The organism is Streptomyces sp. NPDC048258 (assembly GCF_043201995.1).
In the GTDB taxonomy this organism is placed as follows: domain Bacteria; phylum Actinomycetota; class Actinomycetes; order Streptomycetales; family Streptomycetaceae; genus Streptomyces.
Window position 1 is genome coordinate 269,612 of the sequence record NZ_JBICZH010000007.1, and the last position, 19,526, is coordinate 289,137.

17 protein-coding genes and 1 pseudogene are annotated in these 19,526 nt (G+C 70.6%); 11 read left to right on the plus strand and 7 right to left on the minus strand.

Features of this window, described 5'->3' with window-relative positions:
- Positions 1-37: 37 nt before the first annotated feature.
- The 4 genes and pseudogenes from mrdA to ACGFYQ_RS18905 form a co-directional block, all read left to right on the plus strand.
- Positions 38-2,125 carry a penicillin-binding protein 2 gene (mrdA, locus tag ACGFYQ_RS18890; protein ID WP_393745179.1) on the plus strand — a complete coding sequence of 696 codons (2,088 nt, stop codon included), beginning with the start codon at positions 38-40 and terminating at the stop codon, positions 2,123-2,125.
- An 88-nt stretch (positions 2,126-2,213) separates the two neighbouring features.
- Positions 2,214-2,726, plus strand: coding sequence for a DinB family protein (locus ACGFYQ_RS18895; RefSeq protein ID WP_393745181.1), 513 nt, complete (start codon positions 2,214-2,216; stop codon positions 2,724-2,726).
- Positions 2,727-2,800: 74 nt separating this feature from the next.
- Positions 2,801-3,559, plus strand: a complete 759-nt coding sequence (locus ACGFYQ_RS18900) for a MerR family transcriptional regulator (protein WP_393745183.1) — start codon at positions 2,801-2,803, stop codon at positions 3,557-3,559.
- 119 nt (positions 3,560-3,678) lie between these two features.
- A pseudogene (locus ACGFYQ_RS18905) lies at positions 3,679-4,344 on the plus strand (DedA family protein); the annotation flags it as partial.
- A gap of 106 nt (positions 4,345-4,450) precedes the next feature.
- Here the strand turns inward: ACGFYQ_RS18905 and ACGFYQ_RS18910 are convergent.
- The gene (locus tag ACGFYQ_RS18910) at positions 4,451-6,091 is read right to left on the minus strand and encodes a threonine/serine exporter ThrE family protein (protein ID WP_393745185.1); all 1,641 of its coding nucleotides are present in this window, start codon (positions 6,089-6,091) and stop codon (positions 4,451-4,453) included.
- A 354-nt stretch (positions 6,092-6,445) separates the two neighbouring features.
- Positions 6,446-6,940: an inorganic diphosphatase gene (locus ACGFYQ_RS18915; RefSeq protein WP_008742522.1), complete on the minus strand. Its 495-nt coding sequence runs from the start codon at positions 6,938-6,940 to the stop codon at positions 6,446-6,448.
- Between the two features lie 164 nt (positions 6,941-7,104).
- Between ACGFYQ_RS18915 and dacB the strand changes: the two genes are divergently transcribed.
- The 6 genes from dacB (at position 7,105) to folE (ending at position 14,533) form a co-directional block, all read left to right on the plus strand.
- Positions 7,105-8,529: a D-alanyl-D-alanine carboxypeptidase/D-alanyl-D-alanine-endopeptidase gene (dacB, locus tag ACGFYQ_RS18920; protein WP_393745187.1), complete on the plus strand. Its 1,425-nt coding sequence runs from the start codon at positions 7,105-7,107 to the stop codon at positions 8,527-8,529.
- 38 nt (positions 8,530-8,567) lie between these two features.
- Positions 8,568-9,707, plus strand: a complete 1,140-nt coding sequence (locus ACGFYQ_RS18925) for a zinc-dependent metalloprotease (protein ID WP_393745189.1) — start codon at positions 8,568-8,570, stop codon at positions 9,705-9,707.
- A 211-nt stretch (positions 9,708-9,918) separates the two neighbouring features.
- The gene (tilS, locus tag ACGFYQ_RS18930) at positions 9,919-10,977 is read left to right on the plus strand and encodes a tRNA lysidine(34) synthetase TilS (RefSeq protein ID WP_393745191.1); all 1,059 of its coding nucleotides are present in this window, start codon (positions 9,919-9,921) and stop codon (positions 10,975-10,977) included.
- A gap of 64 nt (positions 10,978-11,041) precedes the next feature.
- The gene (gene hpt, locus ACGFYQ_RS18935) at positions 11,042-11,602 is read left to right on the plus strand and encodes a hypoxanthine phosphoribosyltransferase (protein ID WP_362394741.1); all 561 of its coding nucleotides are present in this window, start codon (positions 11,042-11,044) and stop codon (positions 11,600-11,602) included.
- Between the two features lie 209 nt (positions 11,603-11,811).
- Entirely contained in the window at positions 11,812-13,848 is a 2,037-nt protein-coding gene (ftsH, locus tag ACGFYQ_RS18940) for an ATP-dependent zinc metalloprotease FtsH (protein ID WP_393745193.1), read from the plus strand.
- Positions 13,849-13,924: 76 nt separating this feature from the next.
- Complete coding sequence (gene folE, locus ACGFYQ_RS18945) at positions 13,925-14,533, plus strand: GTP cyclohydrolase I FolE (protein WP_393745195.1); 609 nt, start codon at positions 13,925-13,927, stop codon at positions 14,531-14,533.
- Between the two features lie 74 nt (positions 14,534-14,607).
- On the opposite strand, the gene ACGFYQ_RS18950 is transcribed toward folE, so the two are convergent.
- Positions 14,608-15,096, minus strand: coding sequence for a DUF3180 domain-containing protein (locus ACGFYQ_RS18950; protein WP_393745197.1), 489 nt, complete (start codon positions 15,094-15,096; stop codon positions 14,608-14,610).
- Between the two features lie 301 nt (positions 15,097-15,397).
- On the opposite strand from ACGFYQ_RS18950, the gene ACGFYQ_RS18955 reads away from it, so the two are divergent.
- Positions 15,398-16,921 (plus strand): transposase, encoded by a 1,524-nt coding sequence (locus ACGFYQ_RS18955; protein ID WP_393745199.1) that lies wholly within the window; start codon positions 15,398-15,400, stop codon positions 16,919-16,921.
- Positions 16,922-17,083: 162 nt separating this feature from the next.
- Here ACGFYQ_RS18955 and folK read toward each other — a convergent pair whose 3' ends face one another.
- The 4 genes from folK to folP all read right to left on the minus strand — a co-directional run bounded on the left by folK (position 17,084) and on the right by folP (position 19,517).
- Positions 17,084-17,692, minus strand: a complete 609-nt coding sequence (folK, locus tag ACGFYQ_RS18960; RefSeq protein ID WP_393745201.1) for a 2-amino-4-hydroxy-6-hydroxymethyldihydropteridine diphosphokinase — start codon at positions 17,690-17,692, stop codon at positions 17,084-17,086.
- Positions 17,689-18,048, minus strand: coding sequence for a dihydroneopterin aldolase (gene folB / locus ACGFYQ_RS18965; protein WP_030010912.1), 360 nt, complete (start codon positions 18,046-18,048; stop codon positions 17,689-17,691). The genes folK and folB overlap by 4 nt, the downstream gene beginning before the upstream one ends.
- Before the next feature lie 130 nt (positions 18,049-18,178).
- Positions 18,179-18,565, minus strand: coding sequence for a nuclear transport factor 2 family protein (locus tag ACGFYQ_RS18970; protein ID WP_393745335.1), 387 nt, complete (start codon positions 18,563-18,565; stop codon positions 18,179-18,181).
- 79 nt (positions 18,566-18,644) lie between these two features.
- A complete protein-coding gene (folP, locus tag ACGFYQ_RS18975) occupies positions 18,645-19,517 on the minus strand; it encodes a dihydropteroate synthase (protein WP_393745203.1) in 873 nt (290 codons plus the stop codon).
- Positions 19,518-19,526 lie beyond the last annotated feature (9 nt).

The following is a 19,526-nucleotide window of genomic DNA, read 5'->3' on the forward strand; positions in this document are numbered from 1 at the left end:
GGGACGGCGTACGCGGCGCCGCCCGGGGGAGAGCAAGTTGAGCAACATACCCGAGACCGGCCGGACCCCTCGGGTCCAGAACCGGCTCGTCGTCATCCAGATCGTGGTCTTCTCGCTCCTGCTCACCCTGGGCGGACGTCTCTGGTACCTCCAGATACGCAATGGCCAGGAGTACACGGACGAGGCCAAGAACAACCACGTCCAGCGCGTGGTCCAGCCCGCCGTCCGCGGCTCGATCCTCGACTCGCGCGGGGTCCCGCTCGCCGACAACCAGACCCACCTCGTGGTCTCCGCCAGCCGCACCGAGCTGCTCGCGATGAAGGACAAGGGCAAGGCCGTCCTGACCCGCCTCGCCGGCGTCCTCGGCATGGACCCGCAGGAAGTCGTCGACAAGGTCCGGCTCTGCGACTCCAAGACCAAGCAGCCCTGCTGGAACGGCTCGCCCTACCAGCCGATCCCGGTCAGCAGCGAGGCCACCACCGAGCAGGCGCTCCAGATCCACGAGCACGCCGAGGACTTCCCCGGCATCACCGCCGAGCCCACCGCCATGCGCCGCTACGCCGGGCCGGACGGGGCCAACACCTCCCAGGTGCTCGGCTACCTCTCGCCGGTCACCGACGAGGAGATCGCCAAGGCGAAGGACTCCGACTCCCCCTACCTGCGCTCCGACCAGGTCGGCCGCTCCGGCCTGGAGCGCACGTACGACAAGGAACTGCGCGGCAAGGCGGGCATCACCCGCTACGAGGTGGACAACCTTGGCCGCGTCACGGGCCAGGGCCAGACCGACAAGGCGCTGCCCGGTTCGAACGTCGTGACCTCGATCGACTCCCGCGTGCAGGCCGTCGCCGAGCGCGAGCTGAACAACGCGATGATCGAGGCCCGCAAGACGTACGACAAGAACACCCGCCGGAACTACGAGGCCGACTCGGGTGCCGTCGTCGTCATGGAGGCCAAGACCGGCCGCGTCGTGGCGATGGCCTCGAACCCGACCTACGACCCGAACGCCTGGGTCGGCGGCATCTCCGCCAAGGACTACGCCGAGCTCACCGACAAGGAGTCGAACTACCCGCTGCTGAACCGGGCGATCCAGGCCCAGGCGGCGCCGGGCTCGATCTTCAAGGTGGTCTCCTCGACCGCCGCGGTGAACGCCGGGTACCCCTTCGACAACCGCTACCCCTGCCCCAGCTCGTATTCGGTGGGCAGCCAGACCTTCACGAACTTCGAGTCGCAGGGCCACGGGGACATCACCATCGGCCGGGCCCTGGAAGTCTCCTGCGACACCGTCTACTACTCCATCGCGGACCAGGAGTGGAAGAAGGACGGCGGCATCAACCCGAAGAAGACCCCGAACGACTGGTTCTTCAAGACCGCCCACGAGTTCGGGCTGGGCAAGCCCACCGGCATCGACCTGCCGAACGAGGTGCCCGGCCGGATTCCCGACCGCAAGTGGAAGCAGGACTTCTTCGAGGCGAACAAGGCCGCCTGGTGCCGGGACGGCAAGAAGAACGGCACCTTCGCCGAGAAGATCGCCTACGAGAACTGCCGCCAGGGCAACCAGATGCGCGAGGGCGACGCCATCAACTACTCGATCGGCCAGGGCGACACCCTCGTCACACCGATCCAGATGGCCTCCGTCTACGCGGCCATCGCCAACGGCGGCACCCTCCACCATCCCAGCGTCGGCAAGGCCGTCGTCAGCGCCGACGGCACCTCGGTCCGGGAGATCGCGCCGAAGGTGCAGGGCAAGCTGCCGATGGACGAGAAGACCCGCGACGACATCGACGAGGCCCTCGCCGGTGTGGCCACCAACGGCAGCGCCGCCTGGCGCTTCGGCGGCTGGCCGCAGAAGCAGATCCCGATGCACGCCAAGACCGGCACGGCCGAGGTCCAGGGCAAGCAGACCACCTCGTGGTTCGCCTCGTACACCGGGGACTACGCGATCGTCATGACGATCTCCCAGGGCGGCACCGGGTCCGGCGCGTCGGGACCGGCCGTCCGCAAGATCTACGAGGCGATGTACGGGCTCGACCCGACGGGCAGGCAGGACCTCTCCAAGGCCCTGCTGCCGCAGCCCGCGACCGCGCTGCCCGCCCTTCGCCCGGACGGCGAGAACGCGCCCAACTGAGGCCCCAATTAGGACGGGAACTGACCGCAAGGCTCCGTAGCGTGGTTCTTGTCAGCAGGAGAGACACCGACACCGAAGGCGGCAGGTCATGGCTCAGATTTCCCCCGAGGTCCCCGGCGACGAGCGCGGCACGCTCCTCGCCTTCGTCGAGGCCCAGCGCGCGGCGCTGCGCGAGTCCGTGCTCGGGCTCACCGAGGAGCAGGCCGCGAGCCGCCCCAGCGCCAGCGAGCTGTCCCTGTCGGGGCTGCTGAAGCACGTGGCCGAGGTGGAGCTCGTCTGGCTTCGGATGGCCCAGCAGCGGCCGAACGAGCGGCATCGCGGCATGGAGAAGTGGAGCGAGGGATTCCGCCTGGTCGAGGGCGAGAGCATCCCCGACGTCCTGGCCTTCTGGGACGGGGTCGTGAAGGAGACGGAGGCCTTCGTCGCGGCCGTCCCCAGCCTCGACGACACCTTCCCGCTGCCCCAGGCGCCCTGGTTCCCCAAGGACGGCAAGGTCTCCATGCGCTGGATGCTCCTGCACCTGGTGGAGGAGTTCGCCCGGCACGCGGGCCACGCCGACGTGGTCCGCGAGTCCCTCGACGGCACCAAGGCCATGGGTTAGCACGTCCGGGCTTGCACCTCACGTGGCGTGAGGACCCACAGTGAAGGGCGTACCCAACCAGAGGAGCGGAAGCGATGGGCTACTCCGTGGGCCAGGTCGCCGGATTCGCCGGAGTCACGGTGCGCACCCTGCACCACTACGACGAGATCGGTCTGCTCTCCCCGAGCGGCCGCAGCCACGCGGGTCACCGGCGGTACGACGACGCCGACCTGGACCGGCTGCAGCGGATCCTGTTCTACCGGGAGCTCGGCTTCCCCCTCGACGAGGTCGCGGTCCTGCTGGACGACCCGGAATCGGATCCGCGGGAGCATCTGCGCCGGCAGCATGCCCTGCTGACCGACCGGATCGCCCGGCTCCAGCAGATGGCCAAGGCCGTTGAGCACGCCATGGAGGCGAAGAAGATGGGCATCAACCTCACGCCCGAGGAGAAGTTCGAGGTCTTCGGGGACTTCGACCCCGACGAGCACGCCGAGGAGGCGGAGCGCCGCTGGGGCGACACGGACGCGTACAAGGAGTCCACCCGCCGGACCGCCTCGTACACCAAGGAGGACTGGCAGCGGATCCAGGCCCAGGCCGAGGACATCAGCCGGCGGTTCGCCGCCCTGCTGGACTCCGGCACGCCCGCGGATTCCGAGGAGGCCATGGACCTGGCCGAGGAGCACCGCGGCTGGATCAACGGGAGCTACTACTTCTGCACGTACGAGATCCACACCTGTCTCGGTGAGATGTACGTCGCGGACGAGCGGTTCACGGCCTACTACGACGTCGTCCGGCCGGGCCTGGCGGTGTTCGTGCGGGACGCGATCCTGGCCAACGCGGTGCGCAAGGCGTAGCCGTAACGTCACGCAGACGACCCCCTCCGGTCCCTGGAACCGGGTGGGGGTCGTGTGCGTTGATAATTGAGACCGCCCGCCCCGCAGCACGCCCCCCGATCCAGGAGAGTCCGGAAACCGTGTACACGCTTGCGCTCGGCCCTGAGTGGCTGTCCCCGGACTATCTGATCTCGCATTTCGGACTGATCGGGATCCTGGTCATCGTCTTCGCGGAATCGGGACTCTTCGCGTTCCTGCCCGGCGACTCGCTGCTGTTCACGGCGGGTCTGCTGGTCGCCAACGGCGAGTACATCAAGCAGCCGCTGTGGCTGGTCTGCACGCTGATCGTGGCCGCCGCGATCATCGGTGACCAGGTCGGCTACATGATCGGCAAGTTCTTCGGGCCGAAGCTCTTCAACCGGCCGAAGTCCAAGGTCTTCAAACGGGAGAACCTCGACAAGGCGCACGAGTTCATGGACAAGCACGGCCCGAAGGCCATCGTGCTGGCCCGCTTCGTGCCGATCATCCGCACCTTCGCCCCGATGGTCGCGGGCGCCGGCTCGATGAAGTACCGCACCTTCCTGACGTACAACGTCATCGGCGGCATCGGCTGGGGCGCGGGCATCACGATCGCGGGCTACTGGCTCGGCCAGATCGAGTTCATCAAGACCAACATCGAGGCGATCCTGATCCTGATCGTCCTCATCTCGCTCGTCCCGGTGCTCTTCGAGGTCCTCAAGGCCCGCAAGGAGAACAGGGCGAATGCCGCCGAGGAGCCCGCCGAGGCCGACGGCTCCCAGCCCCAGGGCCAGCGCCGCCGCCACGCGAAGCGCTGAGGCCCGCCTGTAGGGCTCGTACGACCCATGGACGCCCCGGAAGGCCCGACAGGGCCGCCGGGGCGTCCTCGTGCCCTCAGAAGCCCCGGGTCCGCTTCGCCGCGCGGCGCTTGGCGGCGCTGGCCGCCCCCGGGATGCGCATGAACAGCCGTGAGGTCTCCGACCCCAGGTTGACCCCGATCGCGATGGCGAGGGCGATGGCCGCGGCGTTCACCAGTGAGCCGAGGCCCTCGTTCAGCCGGTTCTCGGCGATCAGCAGCAGCCCGTAGTACGTTGCCGAACCCGGCAGCAGCGGCCCGATGGCCGCGGTCGTGTACGGCAGGGCGGAAGCGAAGCGGTAGCGGGAGAAGAGCTGCCCGAACAGGCCCACCAGGCCGGCGGCGATGGCCGTCGACGGCACGGGCGGGATGCCGCCCGCGTAGTGCAGGGCTCCGAAGGTCACCCAGGCGACCCCGCCGTTCAGGGTCACGATCCACACGGTGGAACGTTCCTGCTGGAGCAGGATCGCGAAGGTGAAGACCAGCACCATCGAGGCCGCGATCTGGAGCGGCGGCCGCTGCTGGATCTGCAGGACCTCCTCCGGCCGCGGGGAGGCGTCGAACTGCAGGCCGACGTACAGCACGACCAGCACGCCCATGATGATGCCGATGAAGAGGTACATGACCTCCAGCAGCCGGGCGGAGGCGGTGATGTAGAAGCCGGTCAGGCCGTCCTGCACGGCCGCGACCAGGGCCCGCCCGGGCAGCAGCGCGAAGAGCCCGCCGGTGATCACGGCGGAGGCCTTGACGTCGATCCCCGTCATGTTCAGCGCCACCCCGATCGCGGCGGGCGGCATCGCCGCGACCACGAACTGGTAGAACTCCGGCAGCCCGCGCCCGGCGCACAGCCAGGCCAGCCGGTCGCCGAGCACCGCCCCGAGCGCCGCCGCGAAGAACACCAGCACCCCGCCGCCGACCAGCGTGGAGGCGGCCCCGGCGAGCAGCCCGGCGGCGCCGGTGAGCATCCATCCGGGGTACGGGTGGCGGTTGCGGCGGATCTCGGCGAGGCGCCGGTAGGCCTCCTCCAGCGAGACGTCGATCTCGTGGGCGCTGATGTCGTCCACCAGCCGGTAGACGGCCGAGAGCCGGTTGTAGTCCGTGCCGCGGCGGCGCACGGTTCGGTTCGCCGAGACCGGGTGGTCCACCAGCGAGGGCTGGTGGGTGATCGACAGCAGGGTGAAGGTGACGGTGGGCTCGCAGCGGTCCAGCCCGTAGGAGCGGGTCACCGCGAACATGGCGGCCTCCACGTCCTCGGCGCCCTCGCCGCCCGCGAGCAGCAGCTCGCCGATGCGCAGGGTCAGGTCGAGTACGCGGCCCACGGCGGGCCCGGTCTCGGTCTGCCGCTGCACGAGGTCCGGTACGGGCCGTACGTCGACCGGCATGCGCAGCATCGTGCGCATCCGGTCCTGCCAGGGGGAGTCCTTCATGCGGACAACGGGGAAGCCCTGGCCGGGAGTGTAGGCGGACGGGGAGTGCGCGGCGCTGTAGGTCGCCGGAGTCGCGAAGGCCGAGCCCTCGGGCTCGGGGTGCACCGTCCCGGTGCCCGCCGGAAGGGCGAATTCCGAGGTGGGCTGATCCTCCTCGGGAACCTCAGGCTCCATCCCGGGCGGCGCTGTGAAGGCGCTGTGCGCCTCGTCGGACTGGGGCTTCCGGTCCTCCACCCCATCGGCTTCCGCCACGCGCCCTCCAGTCCGTGATCACCCCGAGTATCAGTATGCGGAACCGTTTCCTCCCCGTCGAAACCGAGCTGGCGGAACCGGGCCCTATGGTGCGGCGCCGCTGCTGGGGCTCCGCCCCGGACCCTCCCCCAGACTCCGTCCGGGGGGACCCCCACGCCTCAAACGCCGGAGAGGCTGGTTCTTCAGCCTCGCCGGCGTTTGAGGCGCGGGTCCGGGCAGAGCCCGGGAACGCCCCGCAGGGCCGCACAGGCAAGGTCCGGGAACGACAGCGGGCGGCGCCCCCGCAAGGAGGGTGCCGCCCGCTGTCGAAGCCAGGGGTCGGGGAGATCCCCCCGACCCGCTCACCGGCGGAGCCTAGTGGTGGCCGCCCTGGGCCTCAAGGCGCTTGTACGAGGCCTCGATCTCGGCCTCGGCCTCGGTACGGCCGACCCAGTTCGCGCCCTCGACCGACTTGCCCGGCTCCAGGTCCTTGTAGACCTCGAAGAAGTGCTGGATCTCCAGGCGGTCGAACTCGGACACGTGGTGGATGTCGCGCAGGTGCTCGACACGCGGGTCGGAGGCCGGCACGCACAGCAGCTTGTCGTCGCCGCCCGCCTCGTCCGTCATGCGGAACATGCCGATGGCGCGGCACTTGATCAGACAGCCCGGGAACGTCGGCTCGTCAAGGATGACCAGCGCGTCCAGCGGGTCGCCGTCCTCGCCGAGGGTGTTCTCGACGAAGCCGTAGTCGGCCGGGTAGCTGGTCGAGGTGAAGAGGCGACGGTCCAGACGGATCCGGCCGGTCTCGTGGTCCACCTCGTACTTGTTCCGCGAACCCTTGGGGATCTCGATGGTGACGTCGAACTCCACGTCCTGCTCCTCCATGATCAGCTTCATTGCTTCGAGACTGCGTTTGATTCACCTGCGTGCGCGTCCGGCCCAGCCCAGCCGGGTGGGGTGCCATGCTCGCGGCAAGACGCAGTGGTTAAGTGTCCCTCACGCATATGTGTGATCGCGAAAGGGGCTGGTCCGAGGTGCCATTGGTCAAGACGTGGCAGCTCATCGCGGGCTCGGCCGTCGCCGGCCTCGCCCTGTCGGTGGCAGTGGTGACCGCCGCCGGTCCATGGGACTCCGGCCAGCGTAAGGCCGAGCGGGACAAGGCCGCCTCCTGGGGCCGTACGGGTGGCGCAGATCACGGAGCCGTACCCGAGCCGCAGGCCGCTCCCAGCGCCCCCGGAGTGCTCGGCGCGATCGGCCCCGACGCCCCGCGCAAGGAGGCGGCGGCCGCCTCCGAGGGCCTCGCCGCCGTGCTGCGGCCGCTGCTCGCCGACCCCGCCCTCGGCACCGTCCGTACCGCCTCCGTCGTCGACACGGCCACCGGGCAGGTGCTGTACGAGTCCGGGGCGCGGGACGCGATGACCCCCGCCTCCACCGTCAAGATCGCCACGGCCGCGGCGGCGCTCGCCGCCCTCGGGCCCGAGCACCGGATCAAGACCACGGTCGTGCCCGGCGCGAGCCCCGGGCAGATCCTCCTCGTCGGCGGCGGCGACCCCTCCCTCACCGCCAAGAAGAAGAGCCCCGCCGGATCCGGCGGCAGCCTCGTCGCCCTCGCCGCCGACACCGCGCAGGCCCTCAAGGCCGCGGGCACCGACACCGTGAGCGTGGGCTACGACGACAGCCTCTACACCGGCCCCGCCCGCCACCCGATCGGCGAGAACCCCAACATCGCGCCCGTCACCGCCCTGGCGGCCGACGAGGGCAGGCCCGACGACTCCACCTCCGGGCCCGTGGACAGGAGCGCCGACCCCGCGAAGGACGCCGCCCGCTCCTTCGCCGCCCTGCTGACCGAGCGCGGCATCAAGGTCACCGGCCAGCCCGCCCGGGCCAAGGCCGCCGGCGGCGCCCAGCCGCTCGCCGTGACCCTCTCCACCCCGGTCGGCGGCCTCGTCGAGCGGATGCTGACCAACAGCGACAACGACATCGCCGAGGCCCTCGCCCGGCAGACCGCCCTCGCCTCCGGCCAGCCCGCGAGCTTCGAGGGGGGCGAGAAGGCCGTCACCACCCGCCTCGCCTCCCTCGGCGTCGACGTGTCCGGCTCCCGCTTCGCCGACGGCAGCGGCCTGAACCGTGCCGACAAGGTCAGCGGCGCCCTGCTGACGGGGCTGCTCACCAAGGCCGCAGACCCCCAGCGCCCGGAGCTGCGGCCGGTCCTCACCGGACTGCCCGTCGCCGGATTCACCGGGACCCTGCGCACCCGCAACGCCGGCACCTCCCCGGCCGCCGGCCTGCTCCGCGCCAAGACCGGCACCCTGACCGGCGTGAACTCCCTCGCCGGGACCGTCGTCGACCCCTCCGGCCGGCTCCTCGCCTTCGCCTTCCTGACCGCGAACAGCGCGGACGGCCCGACCGCCGAGAAGGGCCTCGACAAGCTGGCCGCGGCGGTGGCGAGCACTCCGTAGGGGGTCCGCGGAAGGGCCGGTCCACGTACGGTTGACGCATGACGAGCATCAGTGGTGCCGAGATGGTCGACTGGAACCTCGCGGTGGCGACCGCGACCCGGCTGGTGCGGCCCGGCCCGGAGGTCAGCCGGGACGAGGCCAGGGCCGTCGTCGCGGAGCTGCGCGGGCACGCCAGGACCTCCGAGCGGCACGTACGCGAGTTCACCCGGATGATCCAGGACGGGACGCCCGTCCACGACACCCCCGTCCTGGTCGTCGACCGGGCCGGCTGGGTCAAGGCCAACGTGGCCGGCTTCCGCGAGCTGCTCCAGCCGCTCCTCGGCAAGATGCAGGACCGCCGCGACGGCACCCCCGGCGCGGCCGTGCTCGGCACCGTCGGCGGCAAGGTCACCGGCGTCGAGCTGGGCATGCTGCTGAGCTTCCTGGCCTCCCGCGTCCTCGGCCAGTACGAGACCTTCGCGCCGGCCTCCCGCGACCTGCCCGGCTCCACCGCCGGCGGCGGCCGGCTGCTGCTCGTCGCGCCCAACATCGTGCACGTCGAGCGCGAGCTGGAGGTCGACCCGCACGACTTCCGGCTGTGGGTCTGCCTGCACGAGGAGACGCACCGTACCCAGTTCACGGCCGTCCCGTGGCTCCGCGACCACCTCGAAGGCGAAATCCAGACGTTTCTCGGCGCCACCGAACTGGACCCGATGACCGTCCTGGAGCGCGTCCGCGAGGCCGCCCAGTCCTTCGCGGGCGCCCGCCCCGACGCCGAGCGGGGCGAGGAGGGCCGCTCCCTCGTCGAACTCGTGCAGACCCCGGAGCAGCGGGAGGTGCTGGGCCGGCTCACCGCCGTCATGTCCCTGCTGGAGGGCCACGCCGACTTCGTCATGGACGGCGTCGGCCCCCAGGTCGTGCCCTCGGTCGCCGAGATCCGGGAGAAGTTCCAGCAGCGCCGGGCCAGCGGGGCGGGCCGCCTCGACGCCGCCCTGCGCAAGCTGCTCGGCCTCGACGCCAAGCTGCGCCAGTACCGCGACGGCGAGCGCTTCGTGCGCGCCGTCGTCGACCAGGTCGGCATGGACGGCTTCAACCGGGTCTGGACCTCTCCGAACACACTGCCGACCAAGGCGGAGATCGCCAGGCCCGCGGACTGGGTGGCCCGAGTCCACCGCAAGGGGAGCGAAGAGAGCGAATAGGCGTGACGCAGGGGGCGTAAACATGTCTCACTGGGGGAAGCAGCATCACCCGTCCGAGGGACCGTGGGCCGTGGAAGGGCGTGCGATGCTCGGGGAACGGCTCGGTTCTGTCACCATCGACGCACTCTGAGTGACATTCCCTGTCTTGTAGGGCACCGGGCAGCACCCCCAAGCCTCCGAGGCATCCGAACACCATCGAAGGGCACCGGACATGGGTCCCCATCCTGCGGTCGCGGCGATACGCCTGGCGGTCCGCCGCGTACTCCACGACGTCCTCACCGACCTCACCGACCTCCCCCGGACTCCGGCGGGGGGTGCCCCCATCGCCGACCCCCGCGGGGGAGCGCCCCTGCCACTCGTCCTCGTCGCCTGCTCCGGCGGCGCCGACTCCATGGCGCTCGCCTCTGCTCTCGCCTTCGAAGCACCCAAGCTCGGAATCCGGGCCGGCGGCATCACCGTCGACCACGGGCTCCAGGCCGGCTCCGACCTGCGCGCCGCCGAGGTCGTCACCCGCATGACCGCCCTCGGTCTCGACCCGGTGGAGTCCGTCGCCGTGCGCGTCGGCCGCGACGGCGGACCCGAGGCCGCCGCCCGCGACGCCCGCTACGGAGCCCTGGACGAGGCCGCCGACCGGCTGGGCGCCGCCGCCGTGCTGCTCGGCCACACCCGGGACGATCAAGCCGAAACCGTCCTGCTGGGCCTCGCCCGCGGCTCCGGCATCCGCTCGCTCTCCGGCATGGCGGAAGTGTCCGGGGGTCCCGGCCGCAGCCACCGCTACCGCCGCCCCTTCCTCCAGGTCGACCGGCAGACCGCCCGCAAGGCCTGCATGGTCCAGTCCCTCCCCGTCTGGGACGACCCGCACAACATCGACCCCGCCTACACCCGCTCCCGCCTGCGCCATGAGGGACTGCCCGCCCTGGAGAAGGCGCTGGGCAAGGGGGTCGTCGAGGCGCTCGCCCGCACCGCCCAGCTCTCCCGCGACGACGCCGACGCCCTGGACGCCTGGGCCGCCGAGGCGGAGACCGGCGTACGGGACGAGGACGGCCGGCTGGAGTGCGCCAAGCTGTACGCCCTGCCCCCGGCCGTCCGCCGCCGGGTACTGCGCAGGGCCGTGGTCGCCGCGGGTTCCCCCTCGGGCTCGCTCTTCGCCCGCCACATCGAGGAAGTGGACCGCCTCATCACCGGATGGCGCGGTCAGGGCGCCATCAACCTGCCCGGCCGGGTCGAGGCCCAGCGGCAGGGTGGCAGACTGGTCATCCGGCAGGGCTGATGGTGCTGAAACACGGCTGAGTCCTCCGGGGGCACCCCCGGAGCCACGGTCGACAACGAAAGTGATGCGGGTGGACGAGAAGGACATGGGCGGCGACCTCCAGTCGGTGCTCATCACCAAGGAAGAGATCGACGCGAAGCTGGCCGAGCTGGCCGCGAAGATCGACGCGGAGTACGCGGGCAAGGACCTGCTCATCGTCGGCGTCCTCAAGGGCGCGGTGATGGTGATGGCGGACCTGGCGCGCGCCTTGTCCACCCCGCTCACCATGGACTGGATGGCGGTGTCCTCGTACGGCGCCGGGACCCAGTCCTCCGGCGTGGTGCGGATCCTCAAGGACCTGGACACCGACATCAAGGACAAGCACGTCCTGATCGTCGAGGACATCATCGACTCCGGTCTGACGCTGTCCTGGCTGCTGTCGAACCTCGGCTCGCGCCAGCCGGCCTCCCTGGAGGTCGTCACGCTGCTGCGCAAGCCCGACGCCGCGAAGGTCGCGATCGACGTGAAGTGGGTCGGCTTCGACATCCCGAACGAGTTCGTCGTGGGCTACGGCCTCGACTACGCGGAGAAGTACCGCAACCTGCCGTTCGTCGGCACGCTCGCCCCGCACGTCTACGGCGGCTGATCCCGCCCCCGCTCCCGGCCCCGGGGCGCCTCGGCGGGCTCCGGGGAACCTCGGAGCGATTCCCGCCGTTGGAGCAGGGGAAGCGGGCCTGTCAGCCGTCCCACGAGGCCGCGGGTGACAATACAGGGGTACATTCCGAAGAACAGTCTTTACTCACAGCAGCATTTACCTACGGGCAGGAGGGACGGGGTGCCTGGCGCCCCGTATGGATGGACGTGAAGCGATACTTCCGTGGGCCGGTCATGTGGATCGTGCTGGCCGTCCTCGCCGTGGTCGTGTTGATGAATGTCGTCGGCTCCGGCGGCGGCTACAAGTCGGTGGACACCAGCGAGGTCATCAAGGCGATCAACAGTGGCCAGGTGGAGACAGCCAAGCTGACCACCGGCGACAGCCAGATGATCAAGATCGAGCTTCAGAAGGACCAGAAGCTCGGCAAGCACGACGGCACCAAGTTCCAGGCCAACTACATCGGGGATCAGGGCGTCCAGCTCGCCCAGAACCTCCAGACCAAGTACGAAGCCGGTCAGATCCCGGACGGCTACTCCGTCACTCCGGACAAGACCAGCCCGTTCCTGAGCGTGCTGCTCTCGCTCCTGCCCTTCGTCCTCATCGTCGTGGTCTTCCTGTTCCTGATGAACCAGATGCAGGGCGGCGGCTCCCGGGTCATGAACTTCGGGAAGTCCAAGGCCAAGCTCATCACCAAGGACACCCCGAAGACCACGTTCGCCGATGTCGCGGGCGCGGACGAGGCCGTCGAGGAACTCCACGAGATCAAGGAGTTCCTCCAGGAGCCGGCGAAGTTCCAGGCCGTCGGCGCCAAGATCCCCAAGGGCGTGCTGCTGTACGGCCCGCCCGGCACCGGTAAGACCCTGCTCGCGCGCGCCGTCGCGGGCGAGGCCGGTGTCCCCTTCTACTCGATCTCCGGTTCCGACTTCGTCGAGATGTTCGTCGGTGTCGGTGCCTCGCGTGTCCGCGACCTGTTCGAACAGGCCAAGGCCAACGCCCCGGCGATCGTCTTCGTCGACGAGATCGACGCAGTCGGCCGGCACCGCGGTGCCGGTCTCGGCGGCGGTCACGACGAGCGCGAGCAGACCCTCAACCAGCTGCTGGTCGAGATGGACGGCTTCGACGTGAAGGGCGGGGTCATCCTGATCGCCGCCACGAACCGTCCGGACATCCTCGACCCGGCGCTCCTGCGCCCGGGCCGCTTCGACCGGCAGATCGCGGTCGACCGTCCCGACATGCAGGGCCGGCTGGAGATCCTCAAGGTCCACCAGAAGGGCAAGCCGGTCGCTCCGGACGTCGACCTGGGCGCGGTTGCCCGTCGTACGCCCGGTTTCACCGGTGCCGATCTCTCCAACGTCCTGAACGAGGCGGCCCTGCTGACCGCCCGTACGGACAAGAAGCTGATCGACAACCACTCGCTGGACGAGGCGATCGACCGCGTCGTGGCGGGCCCGCAGAAGCGGACCCGGATCATGTCGGACCGGGAAAAGAAGATCACCGCGTACCACGAGGGCGGACACGCCCTGGTCGCGGCGGCCTCCCCGAACTCCGACCCGGTCCACAAGATCACGATCCTGTCCCGCGGCCGGGCCCTGGGTTACACCATGGTCCTGCCCGACGAGGACAAGTACTCGACCACGCGCAACGAGATGCTCGACCAGCTGGCGTACATGCTGGGCGGGCGCGCGGCCGAGGAGCTGGTCTTCCACGACCCGACGACGGGCGCGGCGAACGACATCGAGAAGGCCACCGCCACGGCGCGGGCCATGGTCACGCAGTACGGCATGACCGAGCGTCTCGGTGCGATCAAGTTCGGCGGCGACAACACCGAGCCGTTCCTGGGGCGCGAGATGTCGCACCCCCGGGACTACTCGGAAGAGGTCGCGGCGCTGGTCGACGAAGAGGTCAAGAAGCTCATCGAGACCGCGCACAACGAGGCCTGGGAGATCCTCGTCGAGAACCGCGACGTCCTCGACAACCTGGTCCTCGCGCTGCTGGAGAAGGAAACGCTGAACAAGGAGCAGATCGCCGAGATCTTCTCCACGATCGTGAAGCGCCCGGCCCGCCCCGCGTGGACCGGCTCCTCCCGCCGCACCCCCTCCACCCGTCCGCCGGTGCTCTCTCCCAAGGAGCTCCAGCTGACGAACTCGGCGAACGGCACCTCGGCGGCCACCGCCGTCACGCCGGTCTCCACGGAGAAGGGCATCGAGGTGGCCCCTGAGGACCGCCCGGAGGCCTGATCCACCCGGAATGGAAGCCGCGCCCCCCAGGTTCTAGCCTGGGGGGCGCGGCACTTTTCACAGGAACGAGGAAGCAATGACGGACCCAGTGACCCTGACCGGCGACAAGGGCACGATCGGTGTGTTCGACGAGAAGCGCGCCGAGGCGGCGGTCCGTGAGCTCCTGATCGCGGTCGGCGAGGACCCGGACCGCGAGGGCCTGCTGGAGACCCCGGCACGCGTGGCGCGGGCGTACAAGGAGATCCTGGCCGGTCTGTGGCAGAAGCCCGAGGACGTCCTGACGACGGTGTTCGACCTGGGACACGATGAGCTGGTCCTGGTGAAGGACATCGAAATCGTATCTCTGTGCGAACATCACCTGCTGCCGTTCCACGGCGTCGCTCACGTCGGCTACATCCCGGCGGAGAGTGGCAAGATCACGGGCCTGTCGAAGCTGGCCCGCCTCGTGGACGTATACGCCCGCCGCCCGCAGGTGCAGGAACGTCTTACTACGCAGATAGCGGACTCCCTGATGGAGATCCTCGACGCGCGCGGCGCCATCGTGGTGATCGAGGCCGAGCACATGTGCATGTCGGTCCGCGGCATCCGCAAGCCGGGTGCCAAGACCACCACGTCCGCAGTCCGCGGCCAGCTCCGTGCCACGGCCACCCGAGCCGAGGCGATGAGCCTCATCTTGGCGCGCTAGCCGGGTCCGCTACGGTCCCCCTCCGTGACTTCACGGAGGGGGACCGATGCTTTGGGGTCTACGCCGTGGGGGGCCTAGGCGCGGGCCGGGGCCTCGGGGGTCTGGTCGTCGTCCTCGGGGAGCTTCAGGACGTGTTCCAGGAAGAGGGCGGCGGCGACGACCGCCGCGCCCGCCAGGACCGAGAAGCCGGCGTACCAGGCCTGGTCGCGGCGGGCGGGGATGTCGAGGGAGTCGGTCAGCAGGAAGACGCCGACACCGCCGTACGCGCCCGCGACCAGGGCCGCCACCAGCGCGCTGGCCTGGCCGAAGACGACCGCACGGGCCGCCATCAGCGGCTCCACGCCCTTGGCCCCCGGCCGCCGCTCGCGCTGCGCCTTGAGGCGGGACCGCAGCGACAGGGCCGTCGCCAGCAGCACCGCGGCGATGACGCCCAGGACGATCGGCGCGGCCAGCGGAACGCCCGGCAGCGTGCCGTACGCGTTCCACAGGCGGGCGCCCGCCCAGGACAGGACCCCGGCGACGACGAAGATCCCCGCCAGGACCGCAGGCCTCAGTTGCTTCACGTGCCCGTTCCCCGCTTTCCGCGCTGATCCGTCAGGCAGTCCACAGGCTCGCACAGTTCGCTGTGCATCCGCAGCGATCGTGTCGGGTTCTCGCCGTGATGTCCGTCCTGCGTGGGTGCGGTACGTGAGTTCGTTGGTCGAATGCGTGACGTTCCGTCGGGGTCGTCGTTGATCGGATGACAGCACCGGTCGGCAGGGGGGAAGAGTGAGTCGGAGGGTGCCGCTTGCCCGGGGCGAGACCGCTCGGACCGCTTGTGCCCGTGGTCTGTTGCGGAGGGGTGTGGATGAGGAGAGCGGTCAGTTGCTGTCCTCATCCGTGCTGGCGGAACGGGTCGGCTGGTGTGCAGATCTGGTGGCCGGCATGGTCGCGGAGCTGCTGGCCACACACTGGAACGCCACCGATGTGGACGTTCTCGCGTCCGGAGAGGACTACGGCGGCAGGAGGCTGCCGTCGAACGCGTGCGTGGCGCTCCGCCGCCTGGGCTGGACCGCCGAGCCGCCGGAGGGTGTGCGCGTCAATGACCGGATCGTTCGCATGGCACGGGAGCAGGCCGGGCGCGTCCTGCGCTCGACGGAGTGGCGTGCCGACCTGACCGCGGGAGTCCTCAAGGCGTGGCCGGCCGACCCTGCGAAGCGCGATGCGCAGGAGTGGGATGCGGTGCGAGCGGCAGTGCCGGGCGGTCAGCATCTGCCGTCCAGCGTCATCAAAGCCCGCACCCGACAGATCACCGCCTTCCTCCGGAAGCACGGGCGGATGCCAGCGGATCTCTTCGAGGTGGAGAGCGTGCCCCGGGTGGCGAGGATGCTGCTGCTCTCCACCTGTGACAGGCAGCAGGCCACCATCGAGCGGGCGGACGGGCCGGGCCGTGTGCTGCTGCGCTTGCAGCTGCCCACCCGTCCCGATCCGCAGTCGTACCGGGACTGGACGTGGGTGGCCTGCCCCATCACCCTGCCTCCGACGGTCCCGGCGGACGCGGCGCTGCACCTGCCCACCCTCCGCCCGCACCAGGGCAGTGTCCGAGCCGATCTCCCTCACACCCACCCGGTGCCGAAGACCGCCCGCACCGGGCACACGGTCGCACTCGGTGTGGACTGGGGCCTGAACACCCTGCTCACCGCGGGCGCGGTCCGGCTCCACGACGACGGGCGGATCAACGCCCTCGGAGCCGGGGGCATGTTCCGGGCCGCCGGTGTCCTCGCCAAACAGCACCGGCTGCGCCGACTGTCCGAGTTCTTGCGTGCCAAGGCCGACCAGTACCGGCGACTCACCGCCGGAGACGAGCAGCATGCCTTGGCCGCCAAACACACCGTTCTGAGCGACGAGATCGCGTACGTGTCCGCGCGCCGGTCGAGCCTCAACGGCGCATTGGCGTGGGCCGCCGCCCGGTGGGCGGTCGATCAGGCCGTCGCCGCCGGTGCGAGCGTCATCTACGTCGAAGACCTACGCTCCCTGGAAGCCCGTGGCATGGGCCGCACCATCAACACGCGCCTGTCTCAGCAGGTGCGCGGGCAGATCGTCGACCGCATGCGGCACCTGGCGGCCGAGGCCGGCGTGGCCGTCGTCACCGTCCCGGCCAGGAACACCTCCCGGCACTGCCCCCGGTGCCTCACCCCGCTACGGCACCGCAAGGCCCCCGACCGGCCCACCACACCCGGCTGGAAATGGGCCATCTGCCCCACCAGCAGGCAGCACGCCCCGCGCCCAGGCGACGCAGGGCACCCTCCCCCGCCAGACCCTCGGGGCCGGCGGGAAAGCGTCCGGAGGGACACGCTCACACGGACCGGAGGCGGCTGCGCCGCGCAGCCGACCGGCACCAGGGCGTGACGACGATCAGCACACCCACCACCGGCCGACACCGGCCACGAGGAGCAGCACTGGGCGCGGGATTCCACCTGCACGCCCATGCCAGCCCTCCACGGTGGGAGATCCCGTTCCCAGACACAGGTCTCGCCACAGGATCAGCCAGCCGATCAGAGACGCGAACGACTACTCCGGGAGGCGGAGTTCCAGGTCGGGGCGCGGCGTGACTCCGGTCAGGCCGATTCCGGCCAGGAGGGCGCCGACGGCGCCGTGGCCCGGGATCCGCGCCTCCGCGTCGATGTCGTTCCAGGGGGCCAGCACGAAGGCGCGCTGGTGGGCGCGCGGGTGCGGCAGGGTGAGGACGGGGTCGTCGGAGACCACCTCGGCGTACGAGATGATGTCGACGTCGATCGTGCGCGGGCCCCAGCGCTCCTCGCGGACGCGGTCGAAGGCCTCCTCGATGGCCTGACCGCGCTCCAGGAGCGAGGACGGCGGCAGCGTGGTCCGCACCTTGACGACCGCGTTGAAGTACGCAGGCTGCGAGCCGGGCTCGACGCCCCACGGCTCGGTCTCGTACACGGGGGAGACGGCCTTGACCCGCAGGCCCGGGGTGTCGCCGAGGGCGTCGATGGCGCCCTGGAGGGTCTCCAGCCGGTTGCCGAGGTTCGCGCCGAGCGCGATGACGGCCCATTTCGGGTTGGACAGGGTGGTGTCCGCCGCGTCGACCGTCTCCACGACGGAGGCGGGTACCGGCTGCACGGTGGGGTCGCTCTGTGTGTTCAGTCCGTTGTTCATGCGCGGCTCCGGGTGATCGTGATGGTCACGTCGTCGAAGGGGACGGTGATGGGCGCGTCCGGCTTGTGGACGACGACCTCCACCTGCGCCACCGCTTCGTGCTTGAGGCACTGCTGGGCGATCCGCTCGGCGAGGGTCTCGATCAGGTCGACGGGCTCTCCCTGGACCACGTCGACGACCTCCTCGGCGACGACCCCGTAGTGCACGGTCTTCGCCAGGTCGTCTCCGGCCGCCGCGGGGCGGGTGTCGAGATGCAGCACCAGGTCGACGATGAAGGTCTGGCCTTCTTCGCGTTCCCGGGGGAAGACGCCGTGGTGCCCGCGAGCCTTGAGGCCGCGCAGCGCGACACGATCCACGCGAATCACTCCTGTTTCGTAGGTGCTTCCGGTCCCGGGACCGCCCGGGGCCATGGGCCTACGCCGAGTGCGGTCGGCGTCGTCCGCCTTCGAATTTACCTGCGATGGCCGTTCGCCCCCGCCCTTGGGGTCAGTCGGTGCCCTCTTCCTCCTCCTCATCGGAGTCCGCGAGGACCGGAGAACCGTGGTGGGACCAGAGCCGCCAGCCCTCGGATGTGCGTCGGAACACATTTGTGGCGACGACCAGCTGGCCGACCAGTGGGCCGAGTTCCCCGCCGTCCTCGGCGGGGCCGCCGCTGAGGATGTTCTCCGTACAGGTCACCAGTGCGGTGTCCCCGATGACGGAGACCTTGGTGTCGGTGAGGAAGAACTGGATGTAGTCCGTGTGGGACATGATCAGCGCGTACGAGCGCAGCACCTCGCCGCGGCCGGAGAGCACCGGCCAGCCCGGGTGCACGCAGGAGATCTCGTCATCGAGCCAGAGCGCCGACAGTGCGTCGAAGTCCCCCCGCTCCATGGCCTCGTAGAAGGCCGTGTTGACCTCTTCGACCGCTTCGATGTCGGTTCTGCTCACAGGGCTCCTTCTCGGTCGGTGGTCACAGCGCTCCTTCCACGGCCCGGGCCACCCGAACCGCGTCCGCGGTCGCCCGTACCTCGTGGACCCGTACGGCCCAGGCGCCCTGGTGGGCGGCGATGGCGGAGACGGCGGCCGTGGCGGCGTCGCGCTCGCGGGCGGGCGGCGGCGCGGCGTCGGCGGCGCCGGCCAGGACCCGGCCGAGGAAACGCTTCCGCGAGGCGGCGACCAGCAGCGGGAAGCCGAGGGCGCGCAGCTCGGGCAGGTGGGCGACGAGGGCGAGGTCGTGTTCGGCGTTCTTCGCGAAACCGAGGCCGGGGTCGACGAGGAGCCGCTCGGGGGCGATCCCGCCGGCCACGACCGCGTCGATCCGGGCCCGGAGCTCGGCGGTGACCTCGGCGAGCACGTCCTCGTAGACGGCGAGGCTGTTCATGCCGTCGCTGAAGCCGCGCCAGTGCATCACCACGAACGGCACTTCGGCGGCCGCGACGGCCGGGATCATCCCCGGGTCGGCGAGCCCGCCGCTGACGTCGTTGACCAGGACCGCGCCGGCGGCGACGGCCTGCTCGGCGACGGTCGCGCGCATGGTGTCGACGGAGACGGTGATCCCCTCGGAGGCGAGGCCGCGCACCACGGGGACGACCCGGCGCAGCTCTTCCTCCTCGTCGACGCGGGAGGCGCCGGGCCGGGTGGACTCGCCGCCGACGTCGACGAGGTCGGCGCCCTGGGCGACGAGGTCGAGGCCGCGCTTGACGGCCGCGGTGGTGTCGAACCAGCGGCCGCCGTCGGAGAAGGAGTCGGGGGTGACGTTGACGACGCCCATGACCGCGCAGCGGTCCCACTCGGGCAGACCTGCGACCCGGCCCCTGCCGGTGGCTCCGCGCTTCGTGTTCATAGGTCCAAG